Annotated in this window: 19 protein-coding genes; 13 read left to right on the top strand and 6 right to left on the bottom strand. The window is 63.8% G+C overall.

What is annotated here, in order from left to right; genetic code table 11:
* The first annotated feature begins 195 nt into the window (after positions 1-195).
* Both ACT4MF_RS00005 and ACT4MF_RS00010 read left to right on the top strand, forming a co-directional pair.
* Entirely contained in the window at positions 196-1,581 is a 1,386-nt protein-coding gene (locus tag ACT4MF_RS00005; protein ID WP_444681375.1) for a sulfatase-like hydrolase/transferase, read from the top strand.
* Between the two features lie 60 nt (positions 1,582-1,641).
* A complete protein-coding gene (locus ACT4MF_RS00010) occupies positions 1,642-2,625 on the top strand; it encodes an alkaline phosphatase family protein (RefSeq protein ID WP_444681572.1) in 984 nt (327 codons plus the stop codon).
* A gap of 32 nt (positions 2,626-2,657) precedes the next feature.
* Here ACT4MF_RS00010 and aglG read toward each other — a convergent pair whose 3' ends face one another.
* On the bottom strand, positions 2,658-3,596 hold the full coding sequence (gene aglG, locus ACT4MF_RS00015; RefSeq protein WP_444681573.1) for a glucosyl-dolichyl phosphate glucuronosyltransferase: 939 nt from the start codon (positions 3,594-3,596) through the stop codon (positions 2,658-2,660).
* Between the two features lie 98 nt (positions 3,597-3,694).
* Between aglG and ACT4MF_RS00020 the strand changes: the two genes are divergently transcribed.
* Complete coding sequence (locus ACT4MF_RS00020; RefSeq protein WP_444681376.1) at positions 3,695-6,844, top strand: oligosaccharyl transferase, archaeosortase A system-associated; 3,150 nt, start codon at positions 3,695-3,697, stop codon at positions 6,842-6,844.
* A 96-nt stretch (positions 6,845-6,940) separates the two neighbouring features.
* Complete coding sequence (locus ACT4MF_RS00025) at positions 6,941-7,885, top strand: DUF368 domain-containing protein (RefSeq protein ID WP_444681377.1); 945 nt, start codon at positions 6,941-6,943, stop codon at positions 7,883-7,885.
* Between the two features lie 132 nt (positions 7,886-8,017).
* Here ACT4MF_RS00025 and ACT4MF_RS00030 read toward each other — a convergent pair whose 3' ends face one another.
* The gene (locus tag ACT4MF_RS00030) at positions 8,018-9,256 is read right to left on the bottom strand and encodes an RNA-guided endonuclease InsQ/TnpB family protein (protein WP_444681378.1); all 1,239 of its coding nucleotides are present in this window, start codon (positions 9,254-9,256) and stop codon (positions 8,018-8,020) included.
* On the bottom strand, positions 9,253-9,642 hold the full coding sequence (gene tnpA / locus ACT4MF_RS00035) for an IS200/IS605 family transposase (RefSeq protein WP_444681379.1): 390 nt from the start codon (positions 9,640-9,642) through the stop codon (positions 9,253-9,255). Before tnpA ends, ACT4MF_RS00030 begins: the two co-directional genes overlap by 4 nt.
* 296 nt (positions 9,643-9,938) lie before the next feature.
* Between tnpA and ACT4MF_RS00040 the strand changes: the two genes are divergently transcribed.
* Entirely contained in the window at positions 9,939-11,219 is a 1,281-nt protein-coding gene (locus ACT4MF_RS00040) for an RNA-guided endonuclease InsQ/TnpB family protein (RefSeq protein ID WP_444681380.1), read from the top strand.
* Positions 11,220-11,464: 245 nt separating this feature from the next.
* Here the strand turns inward: ACT4MF_RS00040 and ACT4MF_RS00045 are convergent, their stop codons facing one another.
* Positions 11,465-11,857 carry a DoxX family membrane protein gene (locus ACT4MF_RS00045; protein ID WP_444681381.1) on the bottom strand — a complete coding sequence of 131 codons (393 nt, stop codon included), beginning with the start codon at positions 11,855-11,857 and terminating at the stop codon, positions 11,465-11,467.
* A gap of 194 nt (positions 11,858-12,051) precedes the next feature.
* Here ACT4MF_RS00045 and ACT4MF_RS00050 point away from each other — a divergent pair, with 194 nt between their 5' ends.
* On the top strand, positions 12,052-13,239 hold the full coding sequence (locus ACT4MF_RS00050; protein WP_444681382.1) for a CapA family protein: 1,188 nt from the start codon (positions 12,052-12,054) through the stop codon (positions 13,237-13,239).
* A 104-nt stretch (positions 13,240-13,343) separates the two neighbouring features.
* A complete protein-coding gene (locus ACT4MF_RS00055; RefSeq protein ID WP_444681383.1) occupies positions 13,344-14,366 on the top strand; it encodes an NADP-dependent oxidoreductase in 1,023 nt (340 codons plus the stop codon).
* 51 nt (positions 14,367-14,417) lie between these two features.
* Here the strand turns inward: ACT4MF_RS00055 and ACT4MF_RS00060 are convergent, their stop codons facing one another.
* On the bottom strand, positions 14,418-15,593 hold the full coding sequence (locus ACT4MF_RS00060) for an NAD(P)/FAD-dependent oxidoreductase (protein WP_444681384.1): 1,176 nt from the start codon (positions 15,591-15,593) through the stop codon (positions 14,418-14,420).
* Positions 15,594-15,769: 176 nt separating this feature from the next.
* Here ACT4MF_RS00060 and ACT4MF_RS00065 point away from each other — a divergent pair, with 176 nt between their 5' ends.
* From ACT4MF_RS00065 to ACT4MF_RS00090, 6 genes are all read left to right on the top strand, one after another.
* Entirely contained in the window at positions 15,770-16,753 is a 984-nt protein-coding gene (locus ACT4MF_RS00065; RefSeq protein ID WP_444681385.1) for an ornithine cyclodeaminase family protein, read from the top strand.
* A gap of 343 nt (positions 16,754-17,096) precedes the next feature.
* Complete coding sequence (locus tag ACT4MF_RS00070; protein WP_444681386.1) at positions 17,097-18,377, top strand: ABC transporter substrate-binding protein; 1,281 nt, start codon at positions 17,097-17,099, stop codon at positions 18,375-18,377.
* A 5-nt stretch (positions 18,378-18,382) separates the two neighbouring features.
* A complete protein-coding gene (locus tag ACT4MF_RS00075) occupies positions 18,383-19,297 on the top strand; it encodes a branched-chain amino acid ABC transporter permease (protein ID WP_099256320.1) in 915 nt (304 codons plus the stop codon).
* A complete protein-coding gene (locus ACT4MF_RS00080) occupies positions 19,294-20,337 on the top strand; it encodes a branched-chain amino acid ABC transporter permease (RefSeq protein ID WP_444681387.1) in 1,044 nt (347 codons plus the stop codon). The genes ACT4MF_RS00075 and ACT4MF_RS00080 overlap by 4 nt, the downstream gene beginning before the upstream one ends.
* Positions 20,334-21,098 carry an ABC transporter ATP-binding protein gene (locus tag ACT4MF_RS00085; RefSeq protein WP_444681388.1) on the top strand — a complete coding sequence of 255 codons (765 nt, stop codon included), beginning with the start codon at positions 20,334-20,336 and terminating at the stop codon, positions 21,096-21,098. The genes ACT4MF_RS00080 and ACT4MF_RS00085 overlap by 4 nt, the downstream gene beginning before the upstream one ends.
* Positions 21,095-21,799 (top strand): ABC transporter ATP-binding protein, encoded by a 705-nt coding sequence (locus tag ACT4MF_RS00090; RefSeq protein ID WP_444681389.1) that lies wholly within the window; start codon positions 21,095-21,097, stop codon positions 21,797-21,799. The genes ACT4MF_RS00085 and ACT4MF_RS00090 overlap by 4 nt, the downstream gene beginning before the upstream one ends.
* A 132-nt stretch (positions 21,800-21,931) precedes the next feature.
* On the opposite strand, the gene ACT4MF_RS00095 is transcribed toward ACT4MF_RS00090, so the two are convergent.
* The gene (locus tag ACT4MF_RS00095) at positions 21,932-22,780 is read right to left on the bottom strand and encodes a VOC family protein (RefSeq protein ID WP_444681390.1); all 849 of its coding nucleotides are present in this window, start codon (positions 22,778-22,780) and stop codon (positions 21,932-21,934) included.
* Between the last annotated feature and the right edge of the window lie 69 nt (positions 22,781-22,849).

Below are 22,849 nucleotides of genomic sequence, written 5' to 3' on the forward strand. Positions count from 1 at the left end.
CCCTTCCTCTGACGTATCAACTGCTACTTCGTTGCGTCGAGTGTTGGCTTGGTTCTAAATGATCTTGCGACGCGACCCATTTTTATGTGCTCGGATTGAATCTAATAATAGAAACAAGACCTGAAATACGGGCGTCAATATCTTCGAGTAAATAATATACCTGGGTTTCTTTTTCCTTTTTGTAGTAACTGCCCTATGACCCGAGATGTCGTGCTCCTCTGTCTTGATACGGTCCGATACGACTACTTCAAGCAACATGCCGATGATCTTGATGCTCTTGTAGACCATTCTTTTGAGGAGTGTCGTACTGCAAGTACTTGGAGCGTCCCGAGCCATGCGAGCATGTTCACAGAGATACTACCACATCAGCACGGATTTCATTCTGCCACTCCATCATTTGGTAAACTAGGCCCCGAGGATACGTTCCTTTCTAATCTGGACGGCTTCCAGTGTGTCGGCGTAAGTGCGAACCCGTACGTAAGTCCGATATTCGGATTTGACGAGCTCTTCGATGAATTCTATCACGTGGAACCCTCGATGCCTTACGCTGAGGGATTGTCGCCATCGAAATTTTGGCACGAATCCTCAACAGATGGCTGGACGCGCTACCTAGAATTCCTAGCGTCGTGTGCACAGCACAGCCACCCTCTGAAGAGCCTCGGTAATGGCATTACGTCACAAACTGAGAAACTGTTCCAGAAACTTCCCCTTCCGAAGCCATTCGATGATGGATGCAAGCAAATTCTGTCTCGGACACGCCACGTGCTGAACGAGTCCGAACAACCGACCTTCGTGTTCGTGAATATTATGGACGCACACGGTCCATTAACGAATGTCCATGGATACGACCAGTCGCTAATAGCGGACGATCACCGCAATAGCAGCCCAGACATCAATGCCTTGTCGATGAACATGGACCAGACGTTCGACCAACACAAATTAGATATTGCGGCTTACCGCGACCTCTACGCTGCTGCTGTCGAATACACTACTCGGCAGGTTGCCGAATTCTGTGAACGCTTGGATGATGATACAGCTGTCATTATCACGGCGGACCACGGTGAACAACTCGGCGAGACAACCGACGAGCGGCGCTTCGGTCACGTCACACCGGATATGTCGGAGGCGCTGGTACACGTTCCGCTCGAAGTTGTCAATGCTGACCTATCACTGGATGAATCTGCTCCAATCTCACACCTTGACCTCGGAAAACTAGTTACCGCGATCGCTACTGAGACCGAGTTCGAAAAAGAGTCCCCGATCGCCGTAGAAGTCGCTGGCCTCGGCGTGGCGCATCCGCCAACCAATCACAAGGACTTCGACTACTGGAACCGGGTGTCACGGTGTGCCTACATAAACGACGGTTGTGACAAATACGTCTGGGACTCTCACGGCGAAGCACAACACTACGAGCGTATGAACGGTGAGTACGTACTCAAGCAGGGGAGCGACTTTGAACTCGTCCCAGCAGACGCCAAGGCACCATTCACGACAAATATCGATGATGTGAATACCGATAACGAGACAACAGATGTCAATGGTGCAGTAGAGTCTCAGCTGGAAGAACTCGGCTATCTCTGAATCGAAACAACGACACAGATACCACGGCCTTCTTGATAGGCTGTTCACTACCAGCGTGTGATGGAGACGAATTTTCGCGAGTGGTTCACGGAGATCCGTGAGCACATCCGCGAGCATCCGAAACGAGCGCCATTGTACTTTGTGTTCACGCTCTATCTCACGCTTTGGTACGCCGTTACCTCTCGGTGGCCATTCGGACGGAATGTCTACGAGACTGACTGGGATCTGCTCGTCATCCTTGATGCGTGCCGCGTAGATAATCTGTGCGAAGTCGCCGAAGAGTATGATTTTATTGAGAGTGTCGATAGTACCTGGTCAGTCGGCAGTCAGTCCGCCGAGTGGATGGCAAACACTTTCACAAACACTTGGCGCGAAGAGATAGCAGACACCACATACATCTCAGGAAATGGATTTAGTGGCAGTGTCTTGGCAAAGGGCAGTCGCCCACCAGCAAACAACACGACACCTATCGATCTCTCTTCGTGGTCGGTCGTGGATGAAAGCATACTCGAATCTCATATCGAGGTCTGGAAGATGAACCACGACGAGACATACGGGTCGGTGCTTCCTAGACCGATGACCGACTACACGATCGAAGCAGGGCGGCACGGTAATGCGGATCGAATTATCACTCATTACACGCAACCGCACCTTCCGTATGTTGGAGCTGCGTATCGTGAAGGGCGTGCTCCGACTGAAACTGAACTTCGGGGATATGAACTCCTTGAACAGGGAGATTCGTCACGCGACGAAGTCTACGACGCGTACAAGGAGACGCTCCGGTGGGTACTTGACGATGTCGAGGAGCTCTTAGAGAATATCGACGCCGAAAAGGTCGTCATCACGTCTGATCATGGCGAAGCCTTCGGCGAGTGGAAAGCGTATGGACATCCTGAGGGATTCCCTCATCCGGTAGTTCGAAAGGTCCCGTGGGTTGAGACCACCGCAAAAGACGAACACACGCGAGAGCCCGATATCGAACTTGAATCCGACTCTGTCGAAACCGACGTTACAGAACATCTCCGTGACCTCGGGTATCGCTGATCGAAGATACTCCACAACGTCTCGCGAGTTAGCTACTGATTCGCCTTCTCCACCAAATCGGGCGTCGCCATGGCGTACAGATAACCCAACCCGACAGCTACAGTAAACGCTCCAACCGCCCCGAGCTGTGTCAGCGCGGCCGCTGACGGCGACCTAATCAGTCCCTCTACCCGTCTGGGCATCCGATCGGTCAGCAACCACTTGAGGTAATCGCCTTTCGCGTCGGGTGCGTCCGGGTACAGCAGATCCATCACGCGCTTGGAGTACCCCTGCCAGAACGACCGGAACAGCAGCCACCGGAACTCCCCGCGGTACTCGAACAGCGTGTGGTGCACGACAGCGTCCTCGGTGTACACCATCCCCTGTCCGAATTCCTCCAGCAGCCGAATTCCCACGGGAGCTTCGTGCGCCTGCAGATGCTTGTCGCCCTTCCGACCCGTGTTCGGGTCGTAGCCGCCGACTTCTAGAAACGCCTCTCGCCTGTACGAGATGTTCGATCCGTACGTATTCCGGACCTCCTCGCCGTCCTCGGCGAAGTCCGGTTCGACGCAGCCGACGAGCCAGTAGAACTCCTCCGGGAAGAAGTCCGGCCGCTCGCCCTGCCAGTTCGGGCGCACATCGCCGCCGACCGCGATCGCGTCTGTCTCCTCATAGACCTCGACAAGGTTTGTGATCCAGTCGGCTTCAGCCACCCCGTCGTCGTCGATGAACGCTACAATCTCTCCGGACGCCAGCTCCGCACCTCGCGTCCGGCTGTAGGAGATGCCTTGATTCTCACCGTTATCAGAAATCACGACATTTTCACGATTACCGTAGTCGTCAACCGTACGTTCGTACACCTGAGGATTGCCGTCGATCACGAGCACGACCTCGATCGGGTCATACGTCTGTGCAAGTGCGCTTTCGACGGCCTCCGTGAAGACGTCATAGCGGTCCATCGTATAGGTACAGACGACAACGGAGACCTTCATTAGCGCCGGGTTTCTCGCCCGGATCAATAAGGATTCTGAACCCAATTCTGGGCAGTATATAACAAGCCTTATGGAGGTTTTGCGAGTGACATCGTGTAATGAGCCAGCAAACTAGCACCGCCAAAGGGGACAACGGATCGCCCCTTGACATCCTCCAACGGTGGTACCACGTCCCGCTGCTTTTGGCGGCCGTGGTGTTCATGTTATGGACGCGACTTCAATCGTACGGGAACTTCATCCGAAACGGTGAGGTGTACTTCCGCGGTAACGACGCGTGGTACCACTTCCGGGAGACAAGTTATCTGCTTGAAAACTGGCCGAACACCCTTCCGTTCGACGTGTGGACCGGTTTCCCAGTCGGCCGGTCGGCCGGCCAGTTCGGCACGCTGTGGGACCACATCATGGCCGTCAGCGTCTGGATCGCCCGCCCGATCATGGGCAGCACCGAAGAAGTGATGCTCATCATGGCACCCATCGCCGGCACGCTCGTCGCGATTCCGACCTACTTCATCGCGCGTCGGTTCGTCGAGCGGTTTGCCGCGGTCGCGGCGGTTGTGGTTCTTGCGCTCCTCCCGGGCACGTTCTTCAGCTACAGTCTCGTCGGCTTCCCCGATCACAGCGCGGCTGAAGTTCTGTTCCAGAGTCTCGCCGTTCTCGCATTCCTCGTCGCCATCGCGGTCGCCGAACGGGAGGCACCTGTGTGGGAACTCGTCGTTGATCGTGACTGGGAGACACTCAAGCGGCCGGCTGCGTACGCTGCAGCCGCGGGTGTTGCACTCGGTCTCTACATGTGGACGTGGCAGCCTGGCGTCCTCATGGTTGGGTTCACTGGCGTCTTCCTTGCTGTGAAAATCACCAGCGACGTGTACCACGACACGTCTCCTGAACCGATCGCATTTGCCGGTGCAGTGTCGATGGGTGTGGCCGGGCTCATGCAAGTGATCCCGCTTGATAACTTCTCGTTTGGCATTACCAGCTACTCGCTCACGCAGGTCGTCCTGCCGCTCGGTGTCGCTGTCGGCGCAGTCTTTCTCGCGTGGCTCGCTCGCCAGTGGGAAGGTCGCAATCTCGAAACACCGACCTACCCCCCAGCTGTCGGCGGCCTCATCCTCGCATCTGCGGGAGTCATCTGGCTCGCACTCCCGTCGCTCTGGCGGACACTCACCAGTAATCTCCTGAACTTCGTCGGCTTCAGCGCCCGTGCCACGTTCCAGACAATTGGTGAAGGGCAGCCTCCGCTCCAGAACAACACCTTCGCTGACTTCGTGCTCTCCCAATACGGCCTCGCGTTCTTCCTCGCTCTCGCTGCCGTCCTCATAATCATCGCCCGTCCCCTCTACCGTTCCAAGAACATCAATCACACCCTCTACATCCCGACCGCACTCGCCGTGGTTGGTACCGTCTACGCCGTTCCCCAACTGTACGACACAGTTGGCGGCGTCGTCGGTGTGAGCTGGCAGGTAGTCGGGCTCGTCATCGCAGCCGTCTTCCTCGTCGGCGCGACGTTCCTCGTCGAATACGACACCGAAGAGCTCTACTTCGTCGTGTGGGCGGCGTTCATTGGGAGTGCCGCATTCACACAGACGCGATTCAACTACTACCTCGCAGTGATCGTCGCGGTCGGCGCGGCGTACTTCCTACAGGTCGGACTCAACGCGATCAGTCTTCGGTCGATCAACGATATCCGCAACGTCGAGGGGTGGCAGGCGATGGGTGCGATCGTACTCGTCGTCGTCTTGATCGTCCCGCTGGTTGCGATGGCTACTCCCGTCTGGGCCGCCGGCGCGAACACCGGACCCGGCAGCGTCACGCAGTGGGATAGCAGCCTCCAGTGGATGAACGACGAGACGCCCACACCGGGCGAACTGGAAGGCGCGGACAACCCGATGGAGCTGTACGGCACCTATGAGCGGCCGGCTGACGGCGACTTCGAATACCCGGAAGGCGCGTATGGCGTGCAGTCGTGGTGGGACTACGGTCACTGGATCACCACGCGCGCCGAGCGCATCCCGAACGCGAACCCGTTCCAACAGAACGCGGGCGACGCGGCCGACTATCTGCTCGCACCAAGCGAGGAACAGTCCCGTGAAGTCCTCGCAAGCCAGAGCACAGAAGGCGAGAATACCCGGTACGTAATGGTCGACCGGCAGATGGCCTCGCCGAACTCCAAGTTCAACGCTCCGGTCACGTTCTACGATGGTAACGTGACGAGAAGTGATTTCAACCGCGTGCTCTACCAGCAGACCGAGCAGGGCGGGTTCCGGACGCTGCTGCAGGTGAACACGCAGCGGTATCACGAGAGTCAGATGATCCGCCTGTATGAACATCACGGCAGCGCCGTCGAACCCCGCCCCGTCGTTGTTGACTGGAACCAGCAGGCCGCTCAGGCCGCAAACGGTGAGCAGATCGATATCAGCGTGGCCCCGAGAAACACCTCCGCAGTGGTGCGCCAGTTCGACACGATGGAGGAAGCCCGCACGTTCGTCGAAGAAGACGGGAGCGCACAGGTGGGCGGGATCGGCAGTCTGCCCTCTGAACGCGTCGCAGCACTCGAACACCACCGGCTCGTCCACGCCAGTCAGTCGCGTGGGCAGTCACCCTCGGCGCTACAGGTGCGCGTGCTCCAGCAGCTCGGAATTAACTTCCAAGAGGTTCTCGGCGAGAGCGCGCTGCAAGCGTTCCAAGATGACTGGGTGAAGACGTTCGAACGCGTCCCCGGCGCGACGATCGAAGGCTCGGGCGCAGAGCCCGATCAAGAAGTGAGAGCGACCGTCGAGATGGCCAAGTCGTCCGGCCAGACGTTCACCTACACGCAGTATACCGAGGCTGACTCCAACGGGAATTTCGAGTTGACGGTGCCGTACTCGACGACGGGTTACGACGAGTTCGGCCCCGAAAACGGGTACACGAACACGAGCGTTCGTGCGACTGGACCGTACCAGCTCTCAACCGGCCTGTCGATCGAGAACGGCACCGCGAGCGCACTCACGGGCACGGTGAACGTGACCGAAGCACAGGTCGTCGGCGCTGACGACGCGGCCGCCACGGTCGAACTCGAAGAGACGACGCTTGGTGACGGAAGCGACGGCAGCGACGGAGCAGACGGCAGCGATGACAGTAGCAACGACACCACAGACGGTACCAGTGGCGATGAGACCACCGACGACACGAACACAACGACCGCAGTGACGGTGGCCGACGCGCGTGCCGTCGACGCGTCCCTCGCTCCCACGCTCGCCGCGACGTAACACTGGTCCACCCATCGGGTGACCACCCATTTTATGTATTCCGAATGAACCAGCGGAGTATCTCGTCGTCTGATCGCGTTCGGCACGACTCAACAGATGAGTGATCGCCGGAACTGGGCAGTGTTGTATCTCAAAGGCATTGCGATGGGCAGTGCCGATGCTGTCCCCGGTGTCTCCGGCGGCACCATTGCGCTGATCGTCGGCATCTACGAGCGACTGATCGCGGCGGTCACCGCGATCGATCCGTCGCGGATTCGGCGCGTGCTCGCGGGCGTCCGACCAGCCAATATCCCTGACGCGCGCGCGGCGTTTCACGAGATCGACGGCGCCTTTCTGGTCGTACTCGGAGCCGGAATCGCCACGGCGGTCATCACCGTCCTGAGCGCAGTTAACTACCTGCTCACGACACAACCGGTCGCCACGTATGGCTTCTTCTTCGGGCTGATCGCCGCGAGCGCGGCGGTCTTGCTGGGCGATGTCGAGCTCAACACACCCCGCCGAAAGGCGGCCGCACTCAGTGGATTCTTCGTCGCCTTCCTCGCGTCGGGGTACGCCTCGACCGCGCTCGAAAGCTCGCTGCCGGTCGTGTTCGTCGCCGGCGCGGTCGCGGTCAGCGCGATGATCCTCCCGGGCGTCTCCGGCTCGCTGCTGCTCGTCGTCCTCGGCCAGTACGAGTACATGTCGGGGACGGTAAGCCGGGCGATCGACGGAGTCGTGGCGTTCGCGCTGGGGAACGGGTTCGACGCGCTCGTCGAGACGCTGCCGACGGTCGTAGCGTTCCTGGGGGGCGGCGTCGTCGGCGTGTTCACGATCGCACACGCCGTGAAGTACGCGCTCGCACGCGCTCGCGCCGCGACCCTCGCTTTCCTCGTCAGCCTGATCGTCGGCGCGCTCCGGGCGCCCGTCGTCGAGGTGTCGATCCGACTGGCCGAGAGCGGTGAGACGTGGGCGGCGGCGGCCCCCAGATTCGCGCTCGCGGCCGCGGTCGGTGCGGCGGCGGTGCTCGTGTTGAACCGGTACTCCGCGGCGATCGAGTACTGACTGCAGATCCGAAATGCAGCAGTCGAGCGGGGAGCTGGTAGGCATCCTACGGACTTGACCACCTCCCGCGCCTGAAGACGCGGGAATCCCACCACGGGATTTCAGGCTGAGCGTTCGCCCAACCCTACGGTTTCAAGACGCATACGTTCCACGCGTCGCCTGCTGGGTCTCAGCATCGGCTTGGCTGTCTTGTGGCGCGGTCAAACGCGCCCCATCCTCAGCCGAGTCATCGTCGGTCTCGTATTCTCTGGACCGACTCTCTCCTCTGAGGTAGCGGTCTGCGATGTTTATCGCGCCGTTCACGTCCGCTTGGTACTCCCCCATCCAACACGTGTCGTTCGTGCATTTGAACGTCGCCTGTCGTGGACGATACCCTACCTCACCGCACGCGTGGCACTCCTTCGGGGTGTTGCGCGGATTCACCGTCTCGACAGGAATCCCTTTTTCGACGGCCTTGTAGCGTATCTGCGCGTGGAGTTTGGCGAACCCCCAGCCGTGGAGACGGCGGTTCATATACACGCCGTAGTCCATCGACTCCCGGATGTACGTCAGGTCTTCTAGAACGAGAACGGGATCCTCGACGGACTCGGCGTACTCCACGACGTCGCGGGTGACGCGATGGAATATATCGTCTATCTGGTTCCACAGGTCGTCACCGAAGGACTCCGCGATACGTTCGCTTCCGCGCGTCTGGAGCCGTTTCGTGGCGGTAAAGTAGCTCTTACGGAGCTGACGAACCGACTTCCCTTCGTCGGCCCATAGTTCAGGAGCGGTCGGAGAACCGCGGTCGTCACGGTGACACACCGTGGCGAGTGACGCTTCCCCAATATCGACACCGATGGGTGTCCGTTCTTCGCCGGACACCTCGGAACCTCCCTCCACGTCGCGGGTGGCGGTGACGTGGAGGAACCACGTTCCGTCCCGCTCGAACAGCCGACTCTCGCCCATTTCCGCATCTCCCGCGTTCAACGCTTCTAACCAGTCCCGTTGGTCGGGATTCGGTTGTGCTGGCATCCAGAGGTGGTAGCCCTCGTGGTGCGGGATTTTGACGTACCACTCAATCGCGTTCTCGGACTTGTGGTCGAGCCGTAGTCCGTCGTTGGTGAACCGAACAGGGTGATCGTCGTGAAGTTCGCCCGCGTTGTAGGTCGTCGTGAGTTGCGGGACGTACTTCTTGAGTGCGTTCTTCGCGTACCCACCCAGGTCGTAGTTGACCACAATGTCGTTCGCTTCGGTCTGTGTGGTACATCGGGCGTCGAAGGCCTCGTGAAGCGCCTGCTGGTACGCCTCGCGCGTCTCACAAAGTTTCCTCTGTTTGTGCGCGTTCGGGGCGACCAGTTTCAGTTCCAACGTCTTCGTGAGTTCGGTCACGACTCGTCCTCCTCGTGGCGCTGGATGTAGCTCTTGACCGTCTCGCTCGATACGTGCCCTGCTGTTCCTGCGTAATAGCCTCTCTCCCATCCGATTTTCTCGCCGTCGTGGTCGGCGTAGCGGTGGTTGTACTTCCGAGAACTGATACCTTTGAACCAGTTGGGTAAAAGGGATGGTGCGTGCTTCGGCGGGCTACTGGCGAATAGGTGAACGTGATCGGGCTGAACGGTGAGGTCGAGTATTTCGAGGCCCTTGTCGTCGGCTATTTCGTGGAGGATGGTTCGCACACGGTCTGCGACCTCGTTGACGAGTACCGAGTTGCGGTACTTCGGCAACCACACTATGTGGTAGTTGAGGTTGTAGGTCGCGTGCCGTGTGGTCTTCATCTGTGTTACACACTATTGGTCGCAGGGATTAATACTAGCGGTGAATCGGTGGGAAATCCAGCCGTGGCGTCGTCAGCGGAAATTACACTTGTCTCAGCCCGATAGTGGTGCTCGCTGGTAGGTCAGTCGGGCTTGTTCTCTCAGGTGTCTTACGGAGAATCAAGGAGAAAGCCTCGCGCTTCAGCGCGGGGATGAATCCGACAACTCCTCCACAGCCCACCGCTCGAAGGCATGGTTGGATATTCCACACCATCTGAATGGTTACTATTAAGTAGGATTGCTGTCATAGGTTACGTATGGCAAAACAGGTCGTCACACGCACCTATACTGCTTCCATTCGGAATCAGTCTCGGGTGTCTGACGATCTTGATGCCCTCGGGTTCGCAGCCTCGAAACTTTGGAACGTCGGGCGGTGGACGTGCAGCCGGATTTGGGACGAAACCGGTCACATTCCAAACCACAACGAACTCACCGCGTACCTCAAGAGCCACGAACGCTACGATGACCTGCATTCGCAGTCAAGTCAGCGAGTCCTTCAAGAACTCGCTGAGGCGTTCAACGGCTGGTACGGTAAACGACGTAACGGAGATGCGAGAGCGAACCCGCCCGGCTACCGCAAACACGGCGACGAACACCCGCGAAGCACGGTCACGTTCAAAGCCGCTGGCTTCAAACTCGATACCCAGTACAACCGCGTCCGACTCTCCAAAGGCTCGAACCTCAAAGAGTATTGGGCGGACTTCATCCTCTGTACATACCAGACGCGACCCGACGTTGATCTCTCCACCGTGGAGAACGTCCAACAAGTGAAGGCAGTGTGGGCAGGCAACGAGTGGGAACTCCACTTCGTCTGTAAGGTTGAAATTGAAGTATCTGAGTCGCCCGGCGAAAAGACGGTTGGCATTGATCTCGGGATCAACAACTTCGCCGCGCTCGCCTACGAGAACGGTCACAGCGAGCTGTATCCGCTCAACTGTCTGAAGCAGGATGACTACTACTTCAGCAAGCGGCTTGCGCGGTGTGACGATTCAAACTCTGAGCAGGCTACACGGCTGAATCAGAAGAAATCGAGTCGGCGCACGCACTACTTCCACACGCTCTCGAAACACATCGTCGAGCGGTGTGTTGAGGAAGATGTCGGCACGATAGTGATAGGCGACCTCTCTGGCATCCGTAAGGACGACGAGGACGGTGAGTCGAAGAACTGGGGCAAGCAGGGTAACCTCGATCTTCACTCGTGGGCGTTCGACCGCTTCACGGAGCTACTCACCTACAAGGCCGAGATGGAAGACATCACCGTCGAGGAGGTGTCTGAGCGCAATACGTCGAAATCGTGTTCGTGCTGTAGTCGCAAGTGCGATGCAAACCGCGTCGAGCGTGGGTTGTACGTGTGCGACGAGTGCGGAACGACGGCGAACGCGGACGTGAACGGAGCCGAGAACATTCGACAAAAAGTATCTCCGAGTTCACCGAATCTCTCGGTGAATAGGAGTAACGGCTGGTTGGCACAGCCATCGACGTTCCTGTTTGACAAGGAAACTGGCGCATTCGCGCCTCAAGAACAGGCCACATCGTAAACCACAATATCCCAACTCAGCGGCGCGGTGCCGTGGGAATCCTCGCGCTTCAGCGCGGGGAGGATGTCAATTGTCTTTAGACGGCTGGTCCTCGGACTACGCCAGACCTGTCCTCGCCGAAAGATAACTCACAAGATCCCACCTCAGCGGTGCGGTGCTGTAGGAATCCTCTGCTTCAGCACGAGGAGGGTGTCAAATCCGCAATTTCTCAGTGCAGATCGCTCATCAAGAACGCTGTTCAGGCATTAGTTCTGGCTTTCGCGCTGGAAGAATGCGATCGCTGCGCCAAGAAGCGTGAGGTTCTGTAAAAACGAGGTCAGTTCCTCACCGCGCGCCTCATCGTCGGCGGCCCAGAAATCGTGCATCACGGGAGTGACGCCAATGAAGAACGCTGCGACACTGGCCGCCGAGAGCTTAGGTAACTTCCGAGTCGCCATACCGAGGCCGCCACCGAGGAGGAGAGCACTGGCTGCGGGAACCGACTTCTCTGCGAACGGGACACCCTTGGCGTCCGCGTACGCGATGCGACCATCAATATCTTCGAAGTTCCGAAGCGCCAGTACTGCAAGCCCACTTCCAAAAAGAAGGCGACCAGCAAGTGACGACGCACTTGTGTCTACCGTATCAGTTTCAGACATCATCTAAAGAACGTGACTCAGTGATTTAACCCCGACGCTTGTACCACGGCATCGCCACCGTTTGTGCTAACAAGAGACACAATCGTTACCCGTCGTTCTTGTCAGCTCAGATCGCACTCTCTGTCGACTGGCTGTTTCAGATGTGCTCGTCAGCTCCGGTGGGTTAAAATCGCCGCCCGAAGAAAGGGTGGCCGATGCAGACGCGCCGGACTCTGTTGGCATCGGGCATCGCTGGCGTCACCGGACTCGCCGGATGTACCGGCTCGGCGCCAACAGCAGGAGACGGGAGCGCCGAATCGGGCGGCGACGACGCCGATACGGCCGACAGCGACGCAGACGCGAGTGGCGACGACGGCGTCGACGCCGACGACACGGACGAGAGCGCCGAGACGAGGCTCGGCTTCGTCGGCGATCTGATGCTCGGCCGGAGCGTCAACGAGCGGTGGACCGACGACGACCCGGAGAAGGTCTGGGGGTCGACGCTCTCGCGATTGCAGGAGCTCGACGGGCTGATCGGAAATCTGGAGTGTTGCATCTCCGATCGCGGGACGCGCTGGCCGGATAAGGGGTACTACTTCCGGGCCGACCCCGCCTTCGCCGTCCCGGCGTTGGAGGCCGCGGGCGCCTCGTTCGTCTCGCTCGCGAACAACCACATCCTCGACTACAGCGAACCCGCGCTCCGGGACACCGGCTCCCACCTGACCGACGCGGGAATCGCGCACGCCGGCGCCGGTACGGATCGGGACGCGGCGCTCGAACCCGCCGCGTTCGAGGCCGACGGCCTGACCGTCGCGGCGTTCGGTCTCACCGATCAGGCTGAGGAGTTCGCGGCCTCGGAGTCGGCGCCGGGGACCGCCTTCGCGACGCTCGATCCGGCGAGGCCCGCGACGCGCTCGCTCGTCGAGGGAATCCTCGACCGGGCGGCCGACCACGAACCGGACCTCGTCGTCGCGTCGCTTCATTGGGGGCCGAACTGGGAGACTGAGCCGCGACCGGTCCACGAGCGGTTCGGTCGCTGGCTGGTCGATCAGGGCGTCGACGTGGTCCACGGACACAGCGCCCACGTCCTCCAGGGCGTCGAGGTGTACGAGGGGCGCCCGATCATCTACGACGCGGCGGACTTCGTCGACGACTACATCAGCTATCAGGACCGCCAAGGCGTCCGCAACAAGCGGACCGCGCTCTTCGAACTGGTCGTGCGCGACGGCGACCCCGACGAGCTGATCGCCGAGCCGACCGCGATCGTCGACGAGGCGGCGACGATGGCGGACGACGACGTTGCCGAGTGGGTGAGCGAGACCATCGCGGAGCGCTCCGCGGCGTTCGACACCGAGAGCCGGCGTGACGACGGTCGGGTGGTGTTTCCGCTGGACGGGGAGTGAGGTCCGCGGCGCCGAAATCCCCCGAGACTCCGGCTTCGGCTTGCGATTCCCGAGGCGGCTGCTGGTGTCCAAACGCTATTGAGTTGCAGTCGACAACGGCGACCGTGACGAACACCAACCGCGAGTGGCTACTCGCCGAGCGCCCCGACGGCGAACCCGACATGGACAGCTTCGAACTGCGGGAGACGGACGTGCCCGCTCCCGCTCCGGGCGAACTCCTCGTCCGAACGCGATATCTCTCGGTCGATCCGTACATGCGCGGTCGGATGCGCGACGCCGAGTCGTACGCGGAGCCGTGGGACGTGGGCGACGCGCTCAAAGGCGGTGTCGTCGGCGAAGTGGTCGAGAGCGAGAGCGACGCCTACGCCGAAGGCGACCTCGTGACGGGCGAGGGGCGATGGGCCGACTACGCGACGCTCGACGCCGACGACGTCGCGCCGGTCGATCCGTCGGTCGCCGATCCGGAGGCGTATCTCGGCGTGCTCGGGATGCCCGGCCGGACGGCCTACTTCGGCCTGCTGGAGGTCGGCGAGCCGAAGCCCGGCGACACGGTCGTGGTCTCGGGCGCCGCGGGCGCGGTCGGCTCGGTCGTCGGCCAGATCGCGAAGCGCAACGGCTGCCGCGTCGTCGGCTTCGCCGGCAGCGACGAGAAGACGGAGTGGCTCACCGACGAGTTGGGCTTCGACGCCGCGATCAACTACAAGACCGCCGACGACTACCGCGACGCGCTCGACGACGCCGCACCCGACGGCGTAGACGTGTACTTCGACAACGTCGGCGGCCCCATCACGGACGCCGTGTTCACTAAACTGAACCTCGACGCGCGGGTCGCGGTCTGCGGCCAGATCGCCCACTACAACGACGAGACGGTCCCGACGGGGCCGCGGAAGCTCCCGGCGGTGATCCCGGTGCGAGCCAAAATCCAGGGGCTGCTCGTCGGCGACTTCGCGACACGGTTCGGCGAGGCGAGCGAGCGGCTCGGGCGCTGGGTCGCGAGCGGCGAGCTGCAACACCGGGAGACGGTCGTCGAGGGGTTGGAGAACGCCCCCGACGCCTTCCTCGGGCTCTTCGCCGGCGACAACATCGGCAAGCAGGTGGTCCGGGTGTCTGCGGCGGACGAGGCCTAGCGCGCCGCCGAGACGCTCGGCCCGTCCCCGCTCGATCGGGCCCGCGACCGTTCAGGCGACGCTGTGCTCGGAGTGCGTCTCGCCGCGTTCGAACCGGTCGCCCGAGAGCGGCGAGATGTCGAGCAGATCCGTCTCCCCGTCGGCGGCGAGATCGGCGCCGATCCGCCCGGCGGCCGGCGCGTGCTGGAACCCGTGGCCCGAGAAGCCGGCGACGGTCACCAGGCCGGGAATCGTCTCCTCGACGATCGGGTGGTGATCGGGCGTGACCGCGTACAGTCCGGCCCAGCCGCGCTTGATCCGCGTGTCGGGCCCGAAATACGCGGTGTACTCGGCGGCGCGCTCGACGGCGCGCGCCGCCCACGCGATGTCCATCCCCTCGTCGTAGGCGTCCGGGTCCTGGTCGGGGTCGGTGTCGCCGAAGTGGCCGCCGACGAGCGCCACTCCATCCCGCTCGGGGCGGAAGTACGACCCGGTTTCGAGGTCGATCGTCAGCGGGGCCGACTCGGGGACCGGCGGGGTCGGGTCGACCACGGCGATCTGCCGGCGCCGAGGCGCGATCGGGAGGTCGACGCCGGCCATCTCGGCGATCGCGGGGGCCCACGCGCCCGCGACGTTGACGACGCAGTCGACCTCGCGCCGCTCGGACGGCTCGGACGATCCCGTGCCGACCGCTCGGAGGTCCGCGCCGACGACGCGGTCGCCCTCGTGGTGGAGCTCCGTGACGGCGGTCTTCGTCCGGATGTCGACGCCCGACTCGCGGGCCGCCTCGGCGTATCCCTGGACGGCGAGGTTCGGGTCGGCGATCCCGTCGTCGGGGTTGTACGTCGCCGCGACGAACGGCTCCGGGTCGAGGCCCGGACAGTGCTCCGTCGCCTCCGCGGGCGTGAGCAGCTCGCTCTCCGCGCCGAGGTTGCGCTGTAGCTCGACGTTTTGGCGGAACTGCTCGGCGGCGTCCGCCGTCCGGGCGAGGAACAGGTAGCCGTTCTTCCGGAGCCCGATGTCCACGCCGAACCGCTCGTCGAAGGAGTTCCACACCTCCTTGCTGGCGAGCGAGAGCTCGACGTTCACGCGCGAGGAGAACTGCGACCGGATCCCGCCGGCCGCGCGAGCGGTGCTGCCGGCGCCGAGGGAGCCCTTCTCGGCGAGCGTCACGTCCGCGCCGCGGTCGGCCAACGAGTACGCGGTCGAGAGCCCGACGACTCCGCCGCCGACGACGAGTGCGTCCATAGCTCCCGATCGCTCCCCGGGTATAAACGTACAACGCCGATCGGCCGCCGCGGCGCTCGCGTCGTTAGTCTGGGGACGCACGCCGTCGGACCGGGGGACGCACACCGCCGGTCCGGGGGCCACGCCGAGCGGCCGGCTGACGATCAGGCTAAGTCGCCGGCGGGCGAGGCCCAGATATGGTGCTCGTACTCTCCGCGGAGGCGGTCGACCGAGCCCTCGATCTGGCGGGGCTCGTCGACGTGGTGGACGACGCGTTGATCAAACAGGCCGCCGGCGAGGTCGAACGGCCGCATCGACCGCATTTCCCGGTCGGCGCCGGCCTCGACGGCGACGACCCGATCGGAACCGGGATCGCGATGCCGGCGTACGTCCACGGCGCGGACCACTACGCGACGAAGCTCGTCGGCGTGCACGAGGAAAACGCGACGCGAGACCTCCCGACGATCAACGCGCAGATCGTGCTCACGGAGGCCCGGACCGGGCTCCCGAAGGCGTTCATGGCGGGGACGACGATCACGAACGCCCGAACCGGCTGTATCGGGGCCGTTTCGGTTCGGGCGTTGGCCCCGGAGCCGAACGGCGAGGGACTCACGCTCGGGGTCGTGGGTGCGGGCGAACAGGCGCGCTGGCAGAGCCGGGCGATCGCGACCGTCGCGACGCTCTCGGACGTGCGGATCCACTCGCCGAGCGACTCGCGGGAGGCGTGCGCGGCGGACCTGACCGAAGCGGGACTCCCGGCGCGCGCGGTCGACACGCCACGGAAGGCCGTCGAGGGGGCCGACGTGGTCGTGACGGCGACGACCGCGAGCGACCCCGTCTTCCCGCCCGACGCGCTCGGCGCGGGGACCCTCGTCGTCGCCGTCGGGGCGTTCACGGCGGACATGCAGGAGCTCGACCCCCGCGTCTTCGAACGCGCAGAGCAGGCGTTCGCCGACGTGCCCGAGGAGGTCGCCGAGACCGGCGACCTCCTCGCGAGCGACCTCGACGCCGACGATCTGGTCGAGCTCGGTGTCCCGCTCGCCGACGGGTACGCTCGGGAATCGGACGACGGGATACTGGTCGTCGCGAGCGTCGGATCCGCGACGCTGGACGCCGCGGCGGGCGAAACGGTCTACCGGCGGGCGGTCGAGGCGGGCGACGGCACCGAGGTGTCGCTGTAGCCCGACCGACGCCAGCGCCGCGGCGCCAGGCGGCCGACGCGACGAGGAGACCGTGTCCGACGGCCGTTTGAACTCCGCGGAACCGGGGCGAAACGACGAGCCGGATCGTAGTGCCCAATTGTAGAGTTGTTGTTCTAAAAACATACTTAATCATACAATTTGCGGCCGTTTCGTGTCCATTCAGCCGCTTCCTCGCGCCCATCCGACCATGGTCACCCCACCGTTTATTATGTACTGTACGGGATCCGGAATCGGAATGTCATCCGATATTACTGACCGTGTGAATCGTCGTGCATTTTTGGCTGCCGCCGGTGGCGGCGGCGTTGTCGGACTGTCTGGCTGTGTGGGTTTCGGCGGCGGCGGAGATGGCGGTGACGGCGGAGACGGAAGCGGGGGCGATAGCGGCACCGACGACGGGAGCGACGGCGGCGACGGCGGGAGCCAGGACACGATCGTGTTCGGACAGCCGGGAGCGTTGACCGGCTCGTTCGACTTCCTGCAGCCCGGCGTCTCGCAGGCGGCCGACGCCGCGGTCAGCCACATCAACGACGCGGGCGGCGTGCTCGGCGCGGAGCTGGAACTGGTTCGCCGGGACACCGGCGTCGACCCGCAAGAGGCGCGGACCGTCGCGACGCAGCTGGTCGAAAACGACGACGCCGCGGCGATCGTCGGCCTCTTCTCGAGTGAGATCAACCCGCTGTGGGATTTCCTCCAAGACCTCCAGACCCCGGTCGTCACGCCCTGGCCGGGCTCGACGTTCCTCGACACCCGGGGCGGCGACAAGGGAACTGCCGGCGACGTGAGCGACGACGAGTGGGTGTGGCGGACCGTCGTCGGCGACACCGTTCACACCGCCGGGAGCGCCGTGTACGCGCTCGAAGAGGGGTACGACACGCTCGGGGTCATCAACGGGAACACCGAGGGTGAGCGGAGCTACGTCGAGGGGTTCCTCTCCGTCTACGAGGAGAACGGGGGGACCGTCGCCGAGCGCGTGGAAGTCGAACTGGGGAGCTCGAGCTACCAGTCGGCGCTCAGCCGGCTCTTCGACGCCGACTTCGACGCCTTCCTCGTCAGCATGCCACAGGAGTCGGCGATCACGGCTCTCAGCGACTGGTCCGACGGCGGCTACGGCCGTCAGCCGATCCTCTCGGACACCTTGGCACAGCAGGCGGTGATCGACCAGGTCGGGAGCGATCTCCACGGCGCGTGGGTCGCCTCGCCCGGTCGGTCGGGCCCCAGCTACGACGCGTTCGAGAGCGTCTACACGGAGCACGGCGACGCGGAGATCAACGGCTGGACGCCCCCGTCGTGGGACGCCGTTCAGGTGACCGCGCTGGCGATCGAACGCGCCGGCGAGGCGAGCCCCGAGGCGATCCAACGCAACCTCGGTCCCGTGAGCCGCGGCGAAGGGACGGTCGTCAGCACCTTCGCGGAGGGGAAGGAAGCGCTCGCCAACGGCGCAGAGATCACCTACGAGGGCGCCGCGACGCCCGTCAACTTCACCGAGCACGGCAACGTCTTCGGGAGCGTCACGATTAGCACCGCCGAATCCGGCGGCTTCACCGAGACGACCGAAGTCCCGGCCGAAGACGTCAGAGAGTACGTCGCGGAAGGCGACTACTGAACGCGATGGGGTTGCTTCAGGAACTCGTCTTCGGGCTGGTCACGGGGTCGTACATCGCGATCGCCGCGATCGGGTTCACGCTGATCTACGGGATCGTGAACATGATCAACTTCGCGTACGGGGAGTACATCTCGCTGGGTGCCTTCATCGGCTTCCTCGCCGCGAACACTCTCCCCGGTCCGCTTCCGGTCGCGGTCGTCGCCGCGATGATCGGCGGCGGGGTCGTCAGTATCGTCCTCGCGAGGGGGTTCTTCACCCCGATCAATCAGACCGGGCCGGTGCCGATGCTGTTGACGTCGATCGGGCTCGGGATCGCACTCCGGAACGGGATCCGCCTCGTCGGCGGCCGGAGCGCCCGCTACTTCGAGACGGACACGTCGACGTTCCGGTTCGACGCGCTCCCCGACATCCCGATCGGGCCCGTCGACCTCCTCGGCGGCTTCTTCGTCACCTCCGAACACCTGATCGTCATCGGCTCCGCGGCGGCCGTGTTCGCCGCCGTTCACCTCCTGTTGACCCGAACTGACGTGGGGATCGCGATGCGCGCGATGGGTGACGACGAAAGCCTGGCGCGCGTTCGAGGCATCGACACCCAGCTGATCCGCGACAGCGTCTGGATACTCGCCGGCGTCCTCGCCGGACTCGCGGGCGTCCTGATGGCCGTCCAGACGAACGTCAGCGCCGACACGGGGTACAGCCACATCCTGCAGATACTCTCGGCCGCCATCCTCGGCGGGGCGGGAAGCCCCTACGGCGCGATTCTCGGGGCGTACGTCATCGGCCTCGTGTTGGCGGTCTCGACGGCGTTTCTCCCCTCGTCGATGACCGGGCTGTCGTCGGCGATGGCGTTCGTGATCCTGATCGCCGTGCTGCTCGTCAAGCCGAGCGGGATCGCCGGAACGGAGGTGCGCGAGGCGTGAGCGCTCTCGACCGCCTCCCGTCCGGACACGGCGACCGAGCCCTCATCGCGGGGGTCGTCTGCCTGCTCGTCGGCGCGCTGTTCGCGCTGACGCCGCTTCGCGTACAGCTCCCGAGCGCGTTCTACGTCTTCGTCGAGGTCGGGATCCTGTTCGTGATCTACGGGGTGCTCGTGCTCGGGCTCGACCTCCAGTACGGCCACACCGGCTTGGTCAACTTCGGCCACGTCGTCTTCTTCGCGGTCGGCGCGTACGCGACCGCGATGCTGTCGGCACAGGACACCTTCGCCGGGATCGGATTGGGGTACCCGTGGCCGCTGGGGCTCGCGGCCGGCGTGATCGCCGCTGCGATCCTCGGAGGGGCCGTGAGCCTCACCTCCATCCGGCTCCGCGGCGACTTCCTCGCGATCGTGACGCTCGCGACGGCCGAGATATTCCACTCGGTGTTCGTCAACTTCGACAACATCTTCGGCGGTAACGTGGGGATCCTCGGCGTGCCGCGGCCGATCGCCGCGCTCGTCACCGACAGCGACACCCGACTGGTGGCTACCCTGCTCGTGTTGGGCGGCGTCACCCTCCTGACGCTGGCGATCGTCACTCGGCTCACCGAGGCGCCGTACGGGCGCGTGCTCCGGGCCATCCGGGCCGACGAGCTCGTGACGCGCTCGGTGGGGAAGTCGACGATCACCTACAAGACGCAGGCGTTCGTCTACGGCGCGGCGCTCGCCGGATTCGCCGGCGGGCTGTTCGCGCTGTACAACGGCGCCGTCGCACCCGGCTTCTTCACCATTCAGGTGACGGTCACCGTCTGGATCGGGATGCTGCTCGGCGGCGCGGCGAACCACCGGGCGGTGCTCGCGGGGCTCGCGATCATCATGGGGCTCCGGCTCGTCTCCCGGTTCGCGCTGGACGTGACGCCGGTCTCCGGCGACGTGTTCGCCTCGATCCGGCTCATCGTCGTCGGGCTGATCCTCGTCGCCGTGATCCGCTATCGTCCCGCCGGGATCTGGGGCGATCCGCAGGAGCTGGGGGTGGACCAATGAGTCTGCTCTCCGCCGACGGACTCGTCAAGGAGTTCGGCGGCCTGCGGGCGATAGACGGGCTCTCGGTCTCGATCGATGAGGGAGAGCTCGTCGGCGTGATGGGACCGAACGGCGCGGGGAAGTCAACGTTCTTCAACTGCGTCAGCGGAGTGATCCAGCCCGACGACGGAACCGTCTCGCTCAACGGGACCGACGTGACGGGCGACGCTCCCGAGTCGCTCGCGCACCGCGGACTGGTGCGGACCTTCCAGAACACCCGCGAGCTGGAGACGATGACGGTCCGCGACAACGTCCGGCTCGCCGCCCCGGACCAGCCGGGCGAACGAACGCTTCCCGCGCTGCTCCGGAGCGGCTCGATGCAAGAGCGGGAGGAGGCCGTTCGGGAGCGCGCCGACGAGCTGATCGAGATGTTCGAGCTGGACCACCTCGCGGACGAGTACAGCAGCAACCTCTCCGGCGGCCAGCGGAAGCTGCTCGAGCTCGCACGGACGCTGATGCTCGACCCCGACATACTCCTCCTCGACGAGCCGTTCGCCGGCGTCAACCCGACGCTGACCGGCGAGATCGCCGACCACGTCCGGGACCTCAACAGCGACGGGATGACCGTCGTGATCATCGAGCACGAGCTCGAGACGCTGACCGAACTCGTCGACCGGCTGGTCGTTCTCCAGCAGGGCCAGCTGCTCGTCGAGGGCGAGCCGGAGGCGGTGCTCGAAGACGAGCGCGTCATCGAGGCGTACCTCGGAGGTGACGCCGAATGAGCCTCCTCGACATCGTCGACCTCGACGCGGGGTACGGCGACCTGCAGGTGCTCTCCGGCGTCGACATCCACGTCGACGACGGCGAGTACGTCACGATCGTCGGTCCCAACGGTGCGGGGAAGTCGACGGTGATGAAGACGATCGTCGGGATCGCGACGTGTCTCGGCGGGTCGATCGAGTACCAGGGGACGGACATCTCCGGGTTGGACCCCGAAGAGGTCGTCCGCGAACGGGTCGGCTACGTCCCTCAGACGGACAACGTCTTCCCGACGCTGACCGTCGAGGAGAACCTGCGGCTCGGCGCGTACGTGCTCGACGAGATGCCGGACGACCGGAAGCGCGAGGTGTACGACCGCTTCCCGGCGCTCGCCGACCGAACGGACGAGGACGCCGGCTCCCTCTCGGGGGGCCAACAGCAGATGCTCGCGATGGGGTGCGCGCTGATGCTCGACCCCGACGTGCTCCTCCTCGACGAGCCCAGCGCGGGGCTCGCGCCCGACCTCGTCGACGACATGTTCGACCGGGTCGACGAGATCAACGACGCCGGCACCACGATCCTCATGGTCGAACAGAACGCGAAGGAAGCGTTGCGGCGCTGTGACCGGGGCTACGTGCTCGCGAACGGTCAAAACCGCTACGAGGACGACGGCGACGCCCTCCTCGACGACGAGGAGGTCCGCCGGGAGTTCCTCGGCGGGTAGCGGGTCGGTCGCGGAGCGCGGTCGCCGTTACGATTCTTCTCCGCCGCGGTCGCCGTCGCGATCCGTCTCGGCCGCGGTTCGACATCGGCACGACGCTGCGGTCGCCACGCGGGCTCCCCGATGAGCGCCCGCTCAGGGCTCCGCGTCGACGACGCCGAGGTACGGCCGACCGATGGGGTGCGTCACGGTCAGCCACTCGACCCGGCGGTCGCCGATCGAGCCGGCGGTGCGGTCGTCGGTCTCGACGGGCCGGTCGTCGCCGGATCCCTCGTCGCCGAGCAGATACGCGATCGGCCGCGGACCGAACGCCGCGAGCCTGTCGGCGAGCAGGCCGTCGCCGCGTGGCTCTGCGAGGACCACCGGGAGAGCGGGAAACGACGCGGTCACGGCGTCGATGTCGGCGCTCTCGCCCATCGCCGGGTCGCCGGCGTCGAAGGCGGTCTCGAACCGAGCGACCGCGGCGTCGAGGTCGGCGACTCCGAGCACGACCGTGTCGATCCCGACGATGGACGACGACGCCAGGTCGCCGGTCGGCTGGACGCGACGCGTCCGGGGCGTCCGGTCGCTAATGAGGAACGGCAGCGTCGAACCCGGATCGCCCTCGCCGAGGTACGTGAGGTCCCACTCGACGAGCGCGCCGTCCTCTCGCGTCCGCTCGTACTGCGACGGCCCGTCGACGCGGACGCCGCGGTCGCGGAGGTCGTCGCTCGCGCCCTCGATGTCGTCGACGTCGACCGCCCACGCACACGGCCCGCCGCCCTCGCGGATGGGAACGTCCCACCACGGCGACTCGGCGTCCGGTTCCAGCGTCGAGATGAGTTCGATGTAACTTCCGTCCCGAAACCCGACGATCGCCATGTGCGTGACGCCGTTCGAGTGTCGGCCGCCGTACTCGACGGGGAGCCCGGCGTCGTCGAACGCGTCGACGAGCCGGTCCAGGTCTCTCCCCGCGACGGTGACGTGGTCGATGCGAAGCTCCATACCGAGACGCCGGAGGCGACGGGCAAATACGTTCCGGCGAGATCGGTAACGCCGCCGCCGGCGCATCGC

Origin of the sequence: Halorubrum sp. FL23 (assembly GCF_052439115.2) — an archaeon.
GTDB classification, from domain to species: Archaea; Halobacteriota; Halobacteria; order Halobacteriales; family Haloferacaceae; genus Halorubrum; species Halorubrum persicum.